Genomic DNA, 16,945 nt, shown 5'->3' on the forward strand with positions numbered 1-16,945 from the left:
ATGGTATATGTGCGGTATATGTGGTTTTGCTGATCAATTGCAGCTTGAAGAAAAGCATCAGGTGATTGAAAAGATGATGGATAAAATCATTCATCGTGGTCCCGATGAAGGTGGAAAATATGTTGATGAAGGAATCTCACTTGGCTTCAGGAGGTTAAGTATAATTGACCTTGAAGAAGGAAGACAACCTATTTTTAACGAAGATGAGAGTCTAGTTCTAATCTTTAATGGAGAAATATATAATTATATGGATGTAAAAGAGGACCTTATAGAAAAAGGTCATAAGTTTAGAACAAAGACTGACTCGGAGGTAATACTTCATTCATATGAAGAATATGGGACGGAGATGTTTAAGCATTTAAGAGGTATGTTTGCCTTTGTAATTTGGAATAAAGCAGACAATTCCCTTTTTGGGGCTAGAGACTTTTTCGGAATCAAGCCATTTTATTATGGGAACATGAATGGAAGCTTTATTTTTGGTTCGGAAATCAAAAGTATAATTGAACATCCTGCTATTACTAAAAAAGTTAATCTCACTGCATTACAAAGCTATTTAACCTTTCAATATTCACCACTGCAAGAAACTTTTTTTCAAGGAGTGTACAAGCTTCCACCTGCCCACTATATAATCTATAAAGAGGGTAAAGTAGAGGTGAATCGATACTGGCAAGCGGAATTTGATAATGACGGCCCTGTTAGGCCATTTGAAGAAGTAGTCCAGGAGGTAGAAGAAATAGTCCAAGATTCTATTAAGGCCCATATGGTAAGTGACGTAGAAGTAGGCTCCTTCCTATCAAGTGGAATCGACTCCAGTTATGTTGCGGCGTCCTTTAATGGAGATAAAACATTTACAGTTGGTTTTGATTATGCCAATTATAACGAAGTGGATGAAGCTACTGAACTAGCTAAACAAATTGGTATAGACTACTATTCTAAAATCATTACTCCTGAAGAATATTGGGAAGCTATATCAAAGGTCCAATATCATATGGATGAGCCTTTAGCTGATCCTTCCTGTGTAGCCCTTTACTTTGTAAGTCAGCTGGCTAGTCAGCAGGTTAAGGTTGTGTTGTCTGGTGAAGGAGCCGATGAGTTGTTTGGTGGTTATCGAATATATCAGGAGCCATTAAGTCTAAAACCGTTAACTAATCTACCGAAGTTCCTCAGAAGTGCATTAGGTGGCATGGCCTCCATGCTTCCATTCGATATAAAAGGGAAAAACTTTTTCATTCGTGGTAGCAAAGATGTAAGACAACGATTTATTGGAAATGCTTATATGTTTACTGAAGAAGAAAGAAGCAAGCTTATGTTAAAGGGAGACTTTAAGCAGTATTCTCCTACCGATATTACAGGGCCTTTTTATGACCAAGTAGCAGATAAAGATGATACAACAAAAATGCAGTTCTTAGATTTAAATATGTGGTTAACAGGAGATATTCTTCTAAAGGCAGATAAAATGAGTATGGCCCACTCCCTAGAGCTAAGGGTGCCTTATTTAGATAAGGAGGTCTGGAAGGTGGCTTCCCAGCTTCCATTAGAATATAGAGTTAATAAAACAACAACAAAATATGCACTTCGTAGAGCCGCTGTAAAAAAATTACCTCAAGAGGTTGCCAGTCGAAGGAAGCTAGGATTCCCTGTACCAATACGTGTTTGGTTAAGGGAAGAAAAGTATTTTCATACTGTAAAGCAGGCATTTACATCTGAAGCGGCTAAAAGCTTCTTTAATATTGATGAATTAGTGAAGCTATTAGAGGAGCATTTTAACGGTAAGAAGGATAATAGTCGTAAAATTTGGACCATATATATGTTTTTAGTATGGCATAAGGAGTATTTCGAAGGAACAGAGATAGCAGTATCCATTGAAGAAAATGAATCATCAGCAAGTTAAGTTAACTATAAATAATTGACAAAAATATTAGCAGCTTCTATAAACAATTGAAGCTGTTAATTTATTTAAATAATAGAGGACCAGTTTCAATAGAAGGGGGAAGACTATGAAGAAGCTAATAATGACATGTATAGTTGTTTTATTATTCATGGTTATTAATGAAGTAACTGTTGCTTCCAATAATAATGGAATCGTAGATCCCTATCAACCGATAACATATGAGATTATGACTAGTAATATCAAAGAATTAGAAAAAGAATTCCCGGAGCTAATTGAGACCGAAGTCATAGGTCAATCGGCTGATGATAGGGATATTATATTGGTAAAGCTAGGGAAGGGAGATACCTTGGTACACATCAACGGTAGCTTCCATGCCCGTGAAAGAATAACAACTAATATCATATTGAAAAATATCGAGGACTATGCCAATGGATATGTAAATAATTCAAAAATACTTGGATATGATGTAAAGGAGCTCTTGGATGAAGTAACTATATTTTTTGTTCCAATGGTTAATCCAGATGGTGTAGACTATACCATATTGGGCAAGGAATCTATTAAGAGCCCTTTATTGAGAGAGGAATTTGATAAAATCGTTGAACATCCACAATCAACATGGTTTACTCCCGGTCTTAGATGGAAATCAAATATAAGGGGAATAGACCTTAATCGACAATGGGACTTTGGCTGGGATGAAGAATCAAGATTTGATATTGATGTTCCGGCCGATGCTCATTTTAAAGGCTTTGAGCCCCATTCGGAGGCGGAGGTTAAGGCTATGGAAAAGCTATCAATAAGCAATCCTTTTTTAATATATGCTGCCTATCATACACAAGGACTGGAAATATACTGGTATAAATATCAGCAGGGGGAAGACCTTGAAGAGGTTAAGGATATAACAAGAAAAATTAGTAATCTTACTTTCTTTAGACCTGTTCCTGCATTAAATAATATTCCACAAAACTTCAGAAGCTTTTCTGGATACGCAGATTGGACTGCAGTTGAGTTGAAAAAACCATCCTTTACCATGGAGTTTGCCTATAGGCAATATAGTGAAGCAGACTTTGATAAAATATATGAGCCAGCAAAAGCATTAGGTCTTCTGTTTGCAGAAGAGGCTCTAAATATTAAGGGAAACTATAATGTCGAGGTAATTATGGAGGGAGAGCTTATTCAACTATTCAAATCATATGAGGATGGATTGGAATTTGTAGAAAAATATACTACAGAGGATATGGACATCCAAATGATCAAAAATCAAGAAATAATATATCAAAGAATAGGAAAGCCATATTTCGATGATATAAAACTGATGATTAATGAAAAGGGAACTGGCGATATAATGACAGAGTATAATGAAGAGGCTCTTCGTTATAAAGGAAAAACATTTTTACCCTTAGAAAGGTTATTTGATAATTTTGATATGGAACTCCATTACTATAAAGAGCTTAAACTAATGGTGGCTCAGAATAAAGATAATATTGTTGTTATGAGCTTGAATAATGGTTCTATATATTTGAATCATGATAAAATAAGCCTTGATAATGGTATTATGAGATACGACGAAAAACTATATATATCAACTGAAGCTGTAGAATTTATTTTTGACGTGGAATTAAATAGTTTAGAGGATTAAATGGCAAAATAAAAGCTTTTTATTTTATTTGAAAATAAATTTTCTATACTATTGTAACAATAAAAAAAATAATCTATAATAGACTTATACTTTTTACGGTCAATTAAATATTAATCCAAATGACAGTAGCGAGAGATACCCAAAGGGTAGCCGAAGATGCAATATAAAAGGTACCAGCCTTTTATAGAAACTTTCAGGCAAAGGTATCGTTACCGGATGGAACTCTGGAGAGTCCGAAATCGGCGCCAAAGGAGAAATACATTTAATTATGTAGAAGCTCTCAGGCAAGATACAGAGGAGTGTAATGGCAATTTTTGATGTGCTGTTATACTCCTCTTTTTGTAATTTTTTTTAAGAATAGTTTATAGCTATTTATAATAAAAAATCATATCAGAAAAATTGAGATGGAGGGAGAGTATGGACTACAATATTATAGTGATAGGTGGTGGGCCTGGAGGCTACTATGCCGCCATAAGGGCAGCTCAGCTTGGAGCTAAGGTGGCGCTTGTTGAGAAGGAAAACCTAGGGGGTACATGCTTAAATTGGGGGTGTATTCCCACCAAAGCATTATATCGAACTGCAGAGGTTATAAATACAATAAAAGATGCTGAAAGCTATGGAATTGAAGTATCAAAATTTAAGGTTAATATCGATAGAATTCAAGAGAGAAAAAATTCTATTATTACACAATTGACAGATGGAATAACTAAACTTATGAAAGGTAATAAAATTGCAGTATATAAAGGAGCAGGCTTACTAAAGGATAAAAACACAGTAAGTATTGATACAGGAGAAGATAAAATAATTGACATTAAGGGAAATAATATAATTATTGCTACAGGCTCAAAGGAATGGATACCCCCTATACCAGGTGTAAGCCTAGAGGGGATATTAAGTAGCTCAGAGCTTCTAAATCTTAAAGAAATTCCAGAAAAGTTGACTATCATTGGTGGTGGAGTTATTGGAATAGAATTTGCCTCAATTTTTAACTCCTTTGGTTCTCAAGTAACCATTATAGAGCTTCTACCCAATATACTTAATAGAATGGATATAGATATAGTTAAGAGATTCGAAGCATCCTTAAGGAAAAAAGGCATAAAAATTCTTAAGGAAACTAAAGTTACAAAAATAGAAAAAGAGGATGATAGATACATAGTATACTCAAGTGGAAAAAAAGGTGATGTTGTAATAGAAAGTGATAAGGTTTTAATATCTATAGGAAGAATACCCAAAACAGATAATCTTAATTTGCAAGAAATTGGGGTTGAGATGGAAGCAGGAAGAATTAAAGTGGATAGCAGCTTTGAAACTAGTATACCTGGGATATATGCAATAGGTGATGTGTTGGGTGAAAATATGTTGGCACACGTAGCCTCTCATCAAGGAGTATCAGCTGTAGAAGCTATATTAAACTACAACAATACAAAACAACACTCTGCTGTCCCTAGTTGTATATTTTCTTTTCCTGAAATATCAAGTGTAGGTATTACAGAGGGGGAAGCCAAGGATAAAGGATTAAACTATAGAACAAGTAAAGTTAATTTTGCAAGTAATGGTAAGGCCCTTACATTAGGAGAAACTGAAGGCTTTATCAAGGTTATTGCAAATGATAACAATGAGGTTATAGGCGTACATATTATGGGACCCCATGCATCTGACCTTATCCCAGAAGGAACCCTGGCCATAAGCAGAAAGCTGAAGATAGAGGATATTATTAATACCATTCATGCTCATCCAACATTAGCGGAAGCCTTTTACGAAGCTGTGTTGGGGTTAGAGGGAATAGCTATCCACGCATTACCATAATCCTAATATTGTAGAAGAATGTGTTAACCTTTTATCAATTGTTGAAATATTTAAAAAACTAAAATATAATAATAGTATGTTTAAATATTATAATTAATTAAATATTAATCCAAATGATAGTAGCGAGAGATATCCGTTAGGGTAGCCGAAGATGCAATATAAAAGGTGCCAGCCTTTTATAGAAACTTTCAGGCAAAGGTATCGCTGCTTGATGGAACTCTGGAGAGTCCGTAATCGGCGCCAAAGGAGAAATACATTGAATATGTAGAAGCTCTCAGGCTAAATACAGAGGAGTATAATGGTAACCTATTTTGTGGTGCTATTATATTCCTTTTTCATTTTCAAGAAAATGCTCTTTTTTTAACAATGTGAAGGAGGTAAATAAATGTCTGAATTAAAAAGAACATCACTGTTCCAAGTTCATCAAAACCATGGAGGGAAATTGGTAGATTATTCTGGCTGGTCATTACCAGTTCAATACGAAGGTATTACTGCCGAGCATGAAGCTGTAAGAACAGCCGTAGGGCTATTTGATGTATCCCATATGGGAGAAGTGGAAGTCAAAGGTAGTGATGCTGAAGCTTATTTGCAAAATCTTGTAACCAATGATGTATCAATCTTAGAAGACAATCAGGTCCTGTACACCTTCATGTGCTACCCTCATGGAGGAATTGTTGACGATTTACTGGTTTATAAATATTCAAAAGAACACTATCTTCTAGTAATTAATGCAGGAAACATAGATAAGGATTTTTCATGGATGAAGGATAATAAAAGGAATTATGATGTGGAGTTAAACAATATTTCTGAAGAAATATCAGAAATAGCTATTCAGGGCCCAAAGGCAGAAGAGGTGCTACAAAAATTGACTAATGAGGACTTATCAAGAATAGGTTTCTTCTATTGTAAGCAAAATATAGACGTAGCTGGAGCTAAATGTTTAATATCAAGAACGGGATATACAGGAGAGGACGGCTTCGAAATATACCTAAATCACCAAGATGCAGAAAAGGTATGGAAGCAATTGATGGAGGCTGGAGAAAAGGAAGGTATCAAGCCTGCAGGGTTGGGTGCAAGAGACACCCTGAGATTTGAAGCTACACTGCCCCTTTATGGTAATGAAATTAGTGAAAAAATCACACCCCTTGAAGCAGGCTTAGGCTTTTTTGTGAAGCTTAATAAAGAAAATTTTATTGGCAAAGAAGCATTGGTAAAACAAAAACAAGAGGGCTTAAAAAGAAAAATTGTGGGTTTTGAAATGGTTGATAAAGGTATACCGAGGAATGGATATGAAATTGTGGCAGATAATGGACAAATAATTGGTTTTGTAACTACTGGCTATCAATCGCCAACCTTAAAAAGAACCATAGGCCTTGCTATTGTTGATGCTGACTACAATGAGCTGGATACACCTATCAATGTGCAAGTAAGAAATAGACTATTGAAGGCAAAGGTTATTAGTAAAAGATTTTACCAAAAAAACTATAAAAAATAAATGAGGAGGATTTAACTATGAATTCAAAGGTTTTAGAAGATTTATTATACTCAAAAGATCATGAGTGGGTTAAGGTAGAAGGAAATAAGGCATATATCGGAATTACAGATTATGCACAGCATGCACTAGGAGAAATCGTTTACGTAGAATTACCTGCAGAAGAAGATGAATTTAGCAGGGGGGATGCCTTTGGAGTAATTGAATCAGTTAAGGCAGCTTCCGATGCATATATTCCTTTTGGAGGAACAGTTGTAGAAGTAAATGAAGCATTAGAGGACTCTCCAGAGCAAATAAACCAATTACCCTATGAAAGCTGGCTAGTTGCTATAGAAATTGCTGATGAATCAGAGCTTAATGATTTAATGAGTGCGAAGGAGTATGAAGAATTCTGTTCAAAGGAGGATTAATTTATGCATCGTTATATACCAAACACAGACGCTGACAAAAAGTTAATGCTGGATACTATCGGAGTCAAATCAACAAATGACTTATTTATTGATATTCCAGAGGAAATACGACTAAAAAGGTCTTTGGAACTAGGGAAATCCATATCTGAACTAGAACTATCCCGTCACATGAAGGAGCTAATTTCTAAGAATAATGGAACCGATGAGTTAACATGCTTCTTAGGGGCTGGGGCCTATGATCACTATATTCCATCTATAGTAAAGCACCTGGCAATGAGGTCAGAATTCTATACTGCATACACACCTTACCAAGCTGAAATAAGTCAAGGAACACTGCAAGTAATTTTTGAGTATCAAACAATGATATGCAATTTGACAGGAATGGATGTCACAAATGCTTCAATGTACGATGGTCCAACTGCATGTGGTGAGGGGGCTGTTATGGCCTGTGAAGCAACTAGAAGAAAATCTGTAGTAGTATCAAAGACTGTTGATCCAGAGGTTCGCAAGGTAGTTAAAACCTATTTGCAGCTACGTGATATTGCGGTAATAGAAGTAGATATGGCTGAGGGTGTGACTGATGTTGAAAAGCTGAAGAATGCCGTAAGTAAGGACACGGCAGGTGTTATTGTTCAAAGTCCAAACTTTTTCGGCATCATTGAGGATGTAACTGAGGTAGAGAAAATTACCCATGATAATAAAGCTAATTTTATAATGTATGTTGATCCCATTTCTTTAGGAATATTAAAGAAGCCTTCGGAGCTAGGGGCAGATATTGTTGTGGGTGAAGGACAATCCCTTGGTAATCAGCTTAACTTTGGTGGTCCATATTTAGGGTTTCTCGCAGCTAATTCAAAGCTGGTAAGAAAAATGCCAGGAAGAATTGTAGGGCAATCACAAGATTTAGATGGCAAAAGAGCATTTGTACTAACTTTACAAGCAAGAGAGCAGCATATTAGAAGATATAAGGCTACATCAAATATTTGCTCTAATCAAGGCTTAAATGCATTGATGGCGGCTATTTACTTAATTACTATGGGCAAGAAGGGCTTAAGGGAAGTAGCCACACTTACAACAAAAAAGGCCCATTATGCCTTTAATGAGATTACAAAGAGTGGAAAATTCAAGCCGGTATTTAACAAGCCCTTCTTTAAGGAATTTGTTATAACAAGTGACATAAAGGCCAATGAAGTTAATAAAGAGCTTTTAAAGGATAGTATCCTTGGAGGCTATGAGTTGGAACATAATTATGAGGAATTAGAAAACGGCCTTCTAATGTGTGTTACAGAAAAGAGAACAAGACAAGAGATAGATGGATTAGTTCGGATTATGGAGGTGCTTTAGATGAAGGAATATAATCAATTAATATTTGAAGCTTCAAAGGAAGGTAGGAAGGCCTATTCCTTACCTGAATGTGATGTGGATATGGCATCAGTTGAAGAACTACTACCATCAGAATTCCTTAGCGATGAAGAACTTAATCTACCGGAGGTTAGTGAAGTTGATATTGTAAGACACTTCACCCTTCTATCCAATAAAAATTATGGTGTAGATACAGGGTTTTATCCATTGGGCTCTTGTACCATGAAGTATAATCCTAAAATAAATGAAGATATGGCTTCATTAAGTGGGTTTTCTACTCTACATCCATACCAGCCAAGGGAAACTGTACAAGGTGCATTAGAGGTTATGTATAACCTTGATAAAATGTTGGCAGAAATTGCTGGTATGTCAAAAATGAGTCTTCAACCAGCCGCCGGTGCTCATGGAGAAATGGCAGGATTAATGATTATTAAGGCTTATCATGAAAAGAGGGGAGATTTAAAAAGAAACAAGATAATTGTACCGGATTCTGCCCATGGAACTAATCCTGCATCTGCCGCTGTTGCTGGTTTTGATGTGGTGGAGATTAAATCAGATGAAAATGGTGGAGTAGATATTGAAAGCTTAAAGGCTGTATTGAATGATGAAATTGCCGGGCTGATGCTTACAAATCCAAGTACATTAGGGTTGTTTGAAAAGAATATAAAAGTGATAGCCGACCTTGTACATGAAGCTGGAGGCTTGCTTTATTACGATGGAGCAAATATGAATGCTATTATGGGAATCTGTAGACCCGGGGACATGGGCTTTGATGTAATCCACTTCAATCTCCATAAGACTTTCTCCACACCCCATGGAGGAGGAGGACCAGGAAGTGGACCAATAGGAGTAAGGGAGGATTTAGTACCCTTTCTGCCAGTGCCAATTGTTGAAAAACAAGATGACGGCTATTATCTAAATTATGATTTGCCTCATTCTATTGGTAAGATAAAGGGCTTTTATGGGCACTTTGGTGTGATGGTAAGGGCCTATGCATATATACTATCTATGGGGGCTGAGGGGCTTAAGGAGGTAAGTGAAACCGCTGTACTTAACGCCAACTACCTAATGAATAGGCTAAAATCCCATTATAAGATTGCTGTTGATCAAATTTGTATGCATGAATTTATATTAGAAGGCTTAAAAGAAAATACATTGGAAGTAACTACGTTAGATTTAGCAAAAAGACTTTTAGACTATGGATATCATCCACCAACTATTTACTTCCCACTTATAGTTGATGGAGCAATTATGATAGAGCCTACAGAAACAGAAAGTCGCGAAACTCTTGATAGCTTTGTTAATGCAATGATTAAATTGGCTGAAGAAGCAAAGGAAGATCCAAAGCTTTTAAAGGAAGCTCCCTACAGTATGCCAGTTAGAAGAATTGATGAGGCCAAGGCTGCCAGAGAAATGGTTTTAAAGTGGAGTAAATAATAACCAGAATACTAAAGGAGGGACAAACAATGATTTTTCAAGATGGAAATTTAGAGGAGTCACTGGTAGAAAGCATAAAGAAATCAATTGAAGAAAGAAAAGCAAATGCTTGCTCAACGTGAGATATGGCAAATGTACTTGCAGTCGCCTGGGGCGTCAAGGAAATGGTTGAACCAAGTCAAGCAGATGCTGTAAGAGAGTATATAAAGAGTATGGAAGGCTCAAAAGTCCAGTTGGATACTGGTGAAACAGCAACCCTTTTAAAGGGAGATGTAAAGGAAAAAAATGATAAGGCTACATTGATTTATAGATATCAGTTGATGTAGAAATAATAAATTAGATAATGCCTCCCCTTTATTAAAGTGGGAGGTATTTAAATAAAGGAGTATATATATGGATATCAATGTTTTATTTCTAGGAAAATGTGAATATAAAAGGGCCCTTGAAATTCAGTATCAGCTTCTTGAAAAGAGACAAAACAAAGAAATTGATGATACCCTTATATTGGTTGAACATCCTCCTGTTATTACAATGGGGAGAAGGGCAGAGTCCACAAACATTGTTGTCCCCTCCACAATATTAAAGGAGGAGGGAATTGAGATATTTGAGGCAAATAGGGGTGGTGACGTTACTTATCATGGGCCAGGACAGCTGGTTGGCTATCCTATTGTTGATATAAGAAGCTTTCCCATAGGTATAAGGGATTTTGTTGGTAAATTAGAGGATGTATTTATTAAGCTTCTTAAGAATGAGTTCGATATAGATGCAGGAAGAGAAAAAGAACATACTGGAGTATGGATAGAGGGAGATAAAATAGTTGCAATTGGTTTAGCCGTTAAAAGGGGAGTAACAATGCATGGATTTGCATTTAATATTAATACTAAACTGGAGCATTTTAGACTAATAGTACCCTGCGGAATAACCGATAAAGGTGTCACATCCATTGAGAAATTAAAGGAAACTACTTTTAATTTTGAAGAAGTAACAAAACTACTTCCTCAATATTATTCTAAGGAATTTGGTTATAAAAATATAAACATAATTGACATAGAATCTTTACAATTGGAGGTAATGTAATGGCAGCAGATAGAAAACCCCATTGGTTAAGAATTAAATTAAGACAGGGACATAACCTTGAGTATGTAAAGGAAACATTAGCGTCCCTGGATTTAAATACTGTTTGTGTGGAAGCTAACTGCCCTAATAAAATAGAATGCTTTAGTAAAAAAACAGCTACCTTCATGATTTTAGGTAGGGAGTGCACTAGAAATTGTAGCTTCTGTAATGTTTCCCACGGAGTATTGCAGCAGGTCGATGTTAATGAGCCCGTAAATGTTGCTGAAGCAACAATAAAACTAGGGTTGAAGCATGTTGTAATTACATCGGTTACAAGGGATGATTTACCAGATGGCGGGGCAGCTCATTTTGCAGAAGTAATAAAAGAGATTAAAAACAGAGATGAGAAAATTATAGTAGAGGTTTTAATACCAGATTTTCAGGGAAGTGAAGCTGCCCTAGCCAAGGTTGTGGCTGAAAGACCCCATATTATAAATCATAATATAGAGACTGTACCACGTTTATATAATGAGGTTAGACCAATGGCAGGGTATAGGCAATCATTAGAGCTGTTGAAGAATGTTAAAAAAATAGACAATGAAATTATAACTAAGTCTGGAATTATGCTTGGCCTTGGAGAAACTGAAGCAGAAGTTGAGGAGGTTATGGCTGACTTAAGAAGCGTTGGTTGCGACCTGCTGACAATAGGGCAGTATCTTGCTCCTAGCAAAGCCCATTACCCAATTAAAGAGTATATTACTCCTGAAGCATTTGAAGAGTATCGAATTAAAGGATTAGATTTAGGGTTTAAATTTGTTGCTTCAAGCCCTCTTGTAAGAAGCTCTTACCATGCGGCAGAAATGTATGAAGCTGACAATCGTGAATGAAAAATGTTGAATGTTTGTCATTCTGAAGGAACTGGAGAATCTTATTTAAATTCATTATTTTTGAGTGCTTTTTAATCGAATAAGTGGGTATATTATTGATAAGATAATAGAGTATTCGATTGAAAGGAGGAAAGAAAAGTGAAGGAGATAATTTTAGCCGGAGGTTGTTTTTGGGGTGTTGAAGCGTATTTTTCAAAGGTTAAAGGAGTTATAGAGACTGAGGTGGGATATGCCAACGGGAATGTTAAAAACCCCACTTATCAACAGGTGTGCAATACATATACAGGACATGCTGAGGTTTGTCGTATTAAGTATGACAACGAAGAACTAGGCTTAGAGGAGCTACTACAACGATTTTTCAAGATAATTGATCCCATAGCAATCAATAGACAAGGACCAGATATAGGCCATCAATATCGATCGGGTATATTTTATACAGACGAAGGTGATCAAAATACAATTATAAAAGTACTAAATCAGCAACAAGAACGATATTCTCGGAAGATTGTTACAGAGATAGAACCCTTGAAGGCCTATTATAAGGCAGAAGAATATCATCAGAAATACTTAGAAAAGAATCCAAATGGATACTGCCATATTAGTCTTGATGATTAAAAAGATATTCAAAAACCCAGCATCCTTAAATGCTTTAAAAATACTGATAGTGCTGGGTTTTACTATGCTGGGAATCTGTTGATGAGTAATTGAATTTACTTAAAAAACAATAATTATATAGTTTTAAGATATGGGGAATTTTATCAAATTATTAAATATTTGTATAGATATCTGGCAAGGTATTTATTTTTTTTTATAGAAATATATATAGTAATGATAATTCTAGGGGGATTTTTGACAATGAAAAAAATTATTTGGGTTCCAATTCTAATTATGATATTTTTAGTATCTTTTTTATTAATAGATATATTTCCTGCTAGACATGAAGAAAGCAAAAGTAATGTTAAGGCAGACTCTTATTTAGATCAGGCAACAGGGCCAATTGAGGAGCTTGAATTATTGGAAGTGCTTAAGGCGGATAGAACTGCCACTGGCGAAGAGGCATTAAAGGTATTGGCAGAGAGGGTTGATGCAACTGGCTATATCTCTAATTTAATTTTAGCTGAGAGATTTGAAGAAAAAGATGAGGACTCTGTGGGCTTTTATCAAAAAGCACTAGAACTTTATGATACACGAGAAATTCAATTGAAGCTAGCAGATGCTTTGGGTGCAAGGGGAGATATAGAGGAAGCAATATTAATTTACATGACACTGATACAGGATGACAGAGCTATTAAAGCTATGATGGAATTGGGCGTAGAGTACTCTGTTATAGTGAATAAACTATTGGAGGGTAATCATAACGTTATAGCCCTTCAATTTATTAAAAAAAATATTCCCAATGTTGACAATGATGAAGCAGAAATATTAAACAAACAATACGCATTATTATTGGCAAGGACAGAGGCCTATACAAAAGCTATCCCATTAATGGAGGATATAATTGAATTGGGAGAAACTGATGATGACTTTATGTGGTGGTATGGGAGAAGTCTCGAAGGTTTGGGAGAAAAAGATAAAGCAATAGAAGTATATAAGGGGTTAGATAAAATAGGAGCCTATAGGTTAGGTTTATTACTTGAGGAGAAGGGTATTTTAGAAGAGGCTGCTATTGCCTATATAAATAGTACCGCTCATATTTCTCGATGGAAGGGTGCCAGAATTTTAGATGATTTTCAAAGGGAAGAGGAAGCACTAAAGGTTTATTATGAATTGGCTAAAGAAACGGGCTCTTACCAAGAGGATGCAGCTTACCGTGCCTATGTACTACAAACAAAGCTTAATATTCCAGTTGAAGATGAGGTAATTGAAGTTCTGGAAAAATCGCCAGCCTGGATGATGGCCTTGGGAAGAGAATACCAGTGGCAATTGGAGGAGGACATGACCCCAAAGCTACCGGAATTTTTGAATCGAGTTAAGATATTTGAATCGAATCAAAAATATGAAATAGCAGAAATTGAGAAGGCTATAGGAGAAAAGTATACCTCTACTGCAGAAAAGCTGGGTTTGGGTGAATGGTATCAACAGCAGGGACAGTTTTATATGGCTGTTAGGTGGGGAAGCAGAGCTTTAAATGAAGTGCCTAGTCGTAAAGCCTATGAATTGACATATCAAAGGCCATTTCAAAAAGAGGTTTTATCAGCGGCAGAAGAATTTAACATAGACCCCTACCTAATTTGGGCAGTAATGAGGGAAGAAAGTCATTACAGAACTGATGCATTATCGAGAGTAGGGGCCATGGGTCTTATGCAAATTATGCCAGCTACAGGACAAGATATAGCCAATAGATTAAAGGTTTCATACAGTGATAAGGATATGTTAAAGGCAGAAAAAAATATTCGATTTGGAGCCTTTTATATTAGCTTAATGCTTAATATGTTTGAAGGTGACTTAGATAAGGCTTTGGCAGCCTATAATGGTGGGCAAGGCAACGTAAGACGATGGAGTAGAACCACTGTTGGAGAAACTCCAGAAGGATTTCCTACATCAATAACCTTTATGGAAACCAGACGGTATATTACAAAGGTGAAAAATTCATATTACACATACTTATGGCTATATGACGAAGAGTAAGTATTCAAATAATAATCCCCTTCACATGTAAGTGAAGGGGATCATTATTTTATATTGCCCAATTTCCTTTTCTAAAGACTGGTATAATTTTGCCATCGCTTGTTTCTCCATCGATATCCATTTCTTCAGATCCAATCATAAAATCGATATGTATAAGACTTGTATTTGCACCATTTTCTTCTAGTTCTTCCTTAGACATCTGACCTCCATTCTTTATGCAGAGGGGATAAGCCATCCCGAGGGCTAGGTGAACAGAAGCATTTTCATCAAACAGAGTATTGTAGAATACAACATTAGAATTTGACACTGGTGAATGATGAGGAACTAAAGCAATTTCGCCTAAATAATGGGCACCTTCATCTGTTTCAATTAGCTTCTTTAATGATTCATATCCGACGGTAGCACTGTAATCAACAATTCTACCTTTTTCAAAGGTAAGAGAAAAATCTTCTATTAGCTTGCCGCCGTAATTTAGAGGCTTAGTACTTTTTACTGTTCCATTAACACCAGTTTTTAATGGCAATGTGAATACTTCTTCTGTTGGCATATTTGGTACAAAATCAATGCCCTGAGCATTTTTTATACCTCCACCTATCCAAAGGTGACTATCAGGAAGCTCTGCAGTAAGGTTTGATCCAGGTGCTTTAAAGTGCAGCCTTCTAAATTTGGTATCATTTAAGTAGGTAAGTCTTGCTTTTAGGTTATTAATATGTATCTTCCACGCATCAATTGGGTTCTCTTGGTCTATCCTTGTAACCATAAATATTTTTTCCCATAACAAATCAACTTGTCTATCTACATCTGAATTAGGAAACACCTTTGCGGCCCACTCTTTAGTGGGGACAGAAACTATTGCCCAACTGACCTTGGCAGTTTGAGTATATTTTTTAAATTCCTGTAATGCAAGGGCACTTGTCTTATTAGCAACAGCGATCCTCTCGGGGTCAACATCCTTTAAAAGATCTGGGTTAGTTGCAGAAATGGAAAGAAAAGCTGCGCCATCTGCCGCCATCTCCTCAAAGCCCTTTGCCTTCCATAGGGGATACTCTTTAAAGGCTTCGTCGGGAGCATGTTGATACTTAATAAGAGTAGTCTCCTCATCATGCCACTCAATATGAACATTCTTAGCACCATAGAAGTACGCCTTTTTGGCAACTTGTCTAACAAAAACAGCTGAATCTATTGGGGCATTTATAACAAGAGTTTGATTCTTCTGTAGATTGATGCCCACCTTTAATGCAAGGTCAGCATATTTCTCCAATTTTACTTCAAATGATTCCACTAGGACACCTCCAATTATTTTTAATATGTATTATATTTATTACGACACAATAAAAGAATACCAAAAAAATAATAAAACCACAAATAATTCATCTCTCCTTGAATATATATGTCTTGTAGTGAAGTGTTAAACTGAGGAGAGAAACTATGAGTAGATGGAATTTTATACGATTCTTTATAGTTTTATTATCTATTATAATTATTAATATTATAAATATACCTAATACAAGAAGTGAAGTTATTGAAATAAACAAAGATGAAATTACTTTAATAAGAAAGGCCTTTGAACCATATAGAGACGTTACTGAAGGAATGTATAGGGAAGTAAAGAATCAAAAAATCAAGCTTGAGCAAGAGCACTACGATAACATCTATAAGGGAAGTGGTAGAAAGGTTGCTTATCTAACCTTTGATGATGGCCCTACCCCCAATATAACAACCCAAATATTAGATATTTTGATGACTGAAAAAATAGAGGCAACCTTTTTTATTATTGGGAAAAATGCTAAACAGTATCCAGATATTATAAAACGCATAAACAAAGAAGGGCATCTTTTAGGAAACCATAGCTATAGCCATAGCTACAAAAATATTTATCAAAATACAGATATATACATTGAAGAGCTTATAAAGACGGAAGAAGTCATTAATGATATCCTTCAAACAGAATATGACCTAACTTTAACTAGATTTCCAGGAGGCATGTTTGGTAGCAGACCAGCCTTCATAAAAGCTATTAATGAAGCTGGGTACACATATATAGACTGGAATGCACTTAACGGTGATAGCGAAGGAAAGGTACTACCTAAGGAACACCTAGTTAATAGATTAATTAATAGCTCAAGGGGAAAGGAAGTATTAGTAATATTAATGCATGATGCTGGTGGAAAGATCACTACTGTAGAAGCATTACCAGAAATAATGGAATATTTAAAGGCAGAAGGTTATGTCTTTCTAAGGCTGGATCAGCCCTATAGTATTAAGGAAAATAGTGATTATATTATAAGGGAAAATAACAGTGATAGAAGAATAATTTAAATATGCAAAACACTTGTTCGA

14 protein-coding genes and 4 riboswitches are annotated in these 16,945 nt (G+C 35.8%); of the genes, 13 read left to right on the forward strand and 1 reads right to left on the reverse strand.

Going from position 1 to position 16,945, the window contains the following annotated elements:
• Window positions 1-7: 7 nt before the first annotated feature.
• The 12 genes from asnB to BLP68_RS06845 all read left to right on the forward strand — a co-directional run bounded on the left by asnB (window position 8) and on the right by BLP68_RS06845 (window position 14,605).
• Window positions 8-1,891 carry an asparagine synthase (glutamine-hydrolyzing) gene (asnB, locus tag BLP68_RS06795; RefSeq protein ID WP_091541593.1) on the forward strand — a complete coding sequence of 628 codons (1,884 nt, stop codon included), beginning with the start codon at window positions 8-10 and terminating at the stop codon, window positions 1,889-1,891.
• Window positions 1,892-1,997: 106 nt separating this feature from the next.
• A complete protein-coding gene (locus BLP68_RS06800; RefSeq protein ID WP_091541595.1) occupies window positions 1,998-3,527 on the forward strand; it encodes a M14 family zinc carboxypeptidase in 1,530 nt (509 codons plus the stop codon).
• A gap of 119 nt (window positions 3,528-3,646) precedes the next feature.
• A riboswitch (glycine riboswitch) is annotated at window positions 3,647-3,746 on the forward strand.
• 3 nt (window positions 3,747-3,749) lie between these two features.
• A riboswitch (glycine riboswitch) is annotated at window positions 3,750-3,824 on the forward strand.
• A gap of 120 nt (window positions 3,825-3,944) precedes the next feature.
• Window positions 3,945-5,333 carry a dihydrolipoyl dehydrogenase gene (gene lpdA, locus BLP68_RS06805; RefSeq protein WP_091541597.1) on the forward strand — a complete coding sequence of 463 codons (1,389 nt, stop codon included), beginning with the start codon at window positions 3,945-3,947 and terminating at the stop codon, window positions 5,331-5,333.
• 113 nt (window positions 5,334-5,446) lie between these two features.
• Window positions 5,447-5,547: riboswitch (glycine riboswitch) on the forward strand.
• A gap of 3 nt (window positions 5,548-5,550) precedes the next feature.
• A riboswitch (glycine riboswitch) is annotated at window positions 5,551-5,624 on the forward strand.
• 94 nt (window positions 5,625-5,718) lie between these two features.
• Complete coding sequence (gene gcvT, locus BLP68_RS06810) at window positions 5,719-6,828, forward strand: glycine cleavage system aminomethyltransferase GcvT (protein WP_091541599.1); 1,110 nt, start codon at window positions 5,719-5,721, stop codon at window positions 6,826-6,828.
• Between the two features lie 17 nt (window positions 6,829-6,845).
• The gene (gcvH, locus tag BLP68_RS06815; RefSeq protein WP_091541601.1) at window positions 6,846-7,235 is read left to right on the forward strand and encodes a glycine cleavage system protein GcvH; all 390 of its coding nucleotides are present in this window, start codon (window positions 6,846-6,848) and stop codon (window positions 7,233-7,235) included.
• 3 nt (window positions 7,236-7,238) lie between these two features.
• Window positions 7,239-8,579 (forward strand): aminomethyl-transferring glycine dehydrogenase subunit GcvPA, encoded by a 1,341-nt coding sequence (gene gcvPA, locus BLP68_RS06820; RefSeq protein ID WP_091541602.1) that lies wholly within the window; start codon window positions 7,239-7,241, stop codon window positions 8,577-8,579.
• On the forward strand, window positions 8,580-10,034 hold the full coding sequence (gcvPB, locus tag BLP68_RS06825; RefSeq protein ID WP_091541605.1) for an aminomethyl-transferring glycine dehydrogenase subunit GcvPB: 1,455 nt from the start codon (window positions 8,580-8,582) through the stop codon (window positions 10,032-10,034).
• A gap of 164 nt (window positions 10,035-10,198) precedes the next feature.
• On the forward strand, window positions 10,199-10,360 hold the full coding sequence (locus tag BLP68_RS21410) for a hypothetical protein (RefSeq protein WP_176758899.1): 162 nt from the start codon (window positions 10,199-10,201) through the stop codon (window positions 10,358-10,360).
• A 67-nt stretch (window positions 10,361-10,427) separates the two neighbouring features.
• Window positions 10,428-11,111 (forward strand): lipoyl(octanoyl) transferase LipB, encoded by a 684-nt coding sequence (gene lipB / locus BLP68_RS06830; RefSeq protein ID WP_091541608.1) that lies wholly within the window; start codon window positions 10,428-10,430, stop codon window positions 11,109-11,111.
• On the forward strand, window positions 11,111-11,977 hold the full coding sequence (gene lipA, locus BLP68_RS06835) for a lipoyl synthase (RefSeq protein ID WP_091541610.1): 867 nt from the start codon (window positions 11,111-11,113) through the stop codon (window positions 11,975-11,977). Before lipB ends, lipA begins: the two co-directional genes overlap by 1 nt.
• A 138-nt stretch (window positions 11,978-12,115) precedes the next feature.
• On the forward strand, window positions 12,116-12,592 hold the full coding sequence (gene msrA / locus BLP68_RS06840) for a peptide-methionine (S)-S-oxide reductase MsrA (protein ID WP_091541613.1): 477 nt from the start codon (window positions 12,116-12,118) through the stop codon (window positions 12,590-12,592).
• 240 nt (window positions 12,593-12,832) lie between these two features.
• Window positions 12,833-14,605: a lytic transglycosylase domain-containing protein gene (locus BLP68_RS06845; protein ID WP_176758900.1), complete on the forward strand. Its 1,773-nt coding sequence runs from the start codon at window positions 12,833-12,835 to the stop codon at window positions 14,603-14,605.
• 49 nt (window positions 14,606-14,654) lie between these two features.
• On the opposite strand, the gene BLP68_RS06850 is transcribed toward BLP68_RS06845, so the two are convergent.
• Entirely contained in the window at window positions 14,655-15,887 is a 1,233-nt protein-coding gene (locus BLP68_RS06850; protein ID WP_091541617.1) for an aminopeptidase, read from the reverse strand.
• 146 nt (window positions 15,888-16,033) lie between these two features.
• Between BLP68_RS06850 and BLP68_RS06855 the strand changes: the two genes are divergently transcribed.
• The gene (locus BLP68_RS06855; protein WP_091541618.1) at window positions 16,034-16,924 is read left to right on the forward strand and encodes a polysaccharide deacetylase family protein; all 891 of its coding nucleotides are present in this window, start codon (window positions 16,034-16,036) and stop codon (window positions 16,922-16,924) included.
• The last annotated feature ends 21 nt before the right edge of the window (window positions 16,925-16,945 follow it).

Source organism: Alkaliphilus peptidifermentans DSM 18978, assembly GCF_900101495.1.
In the GTDB taxonomy this organism is placed as follows: domain Bacteria; phylum Bacillota; class Clostridia; order Peptostreptococcales; family Natronincolaceae; genus Alkaliphilus_C; species Alkaliphilus_C peptidifermentans.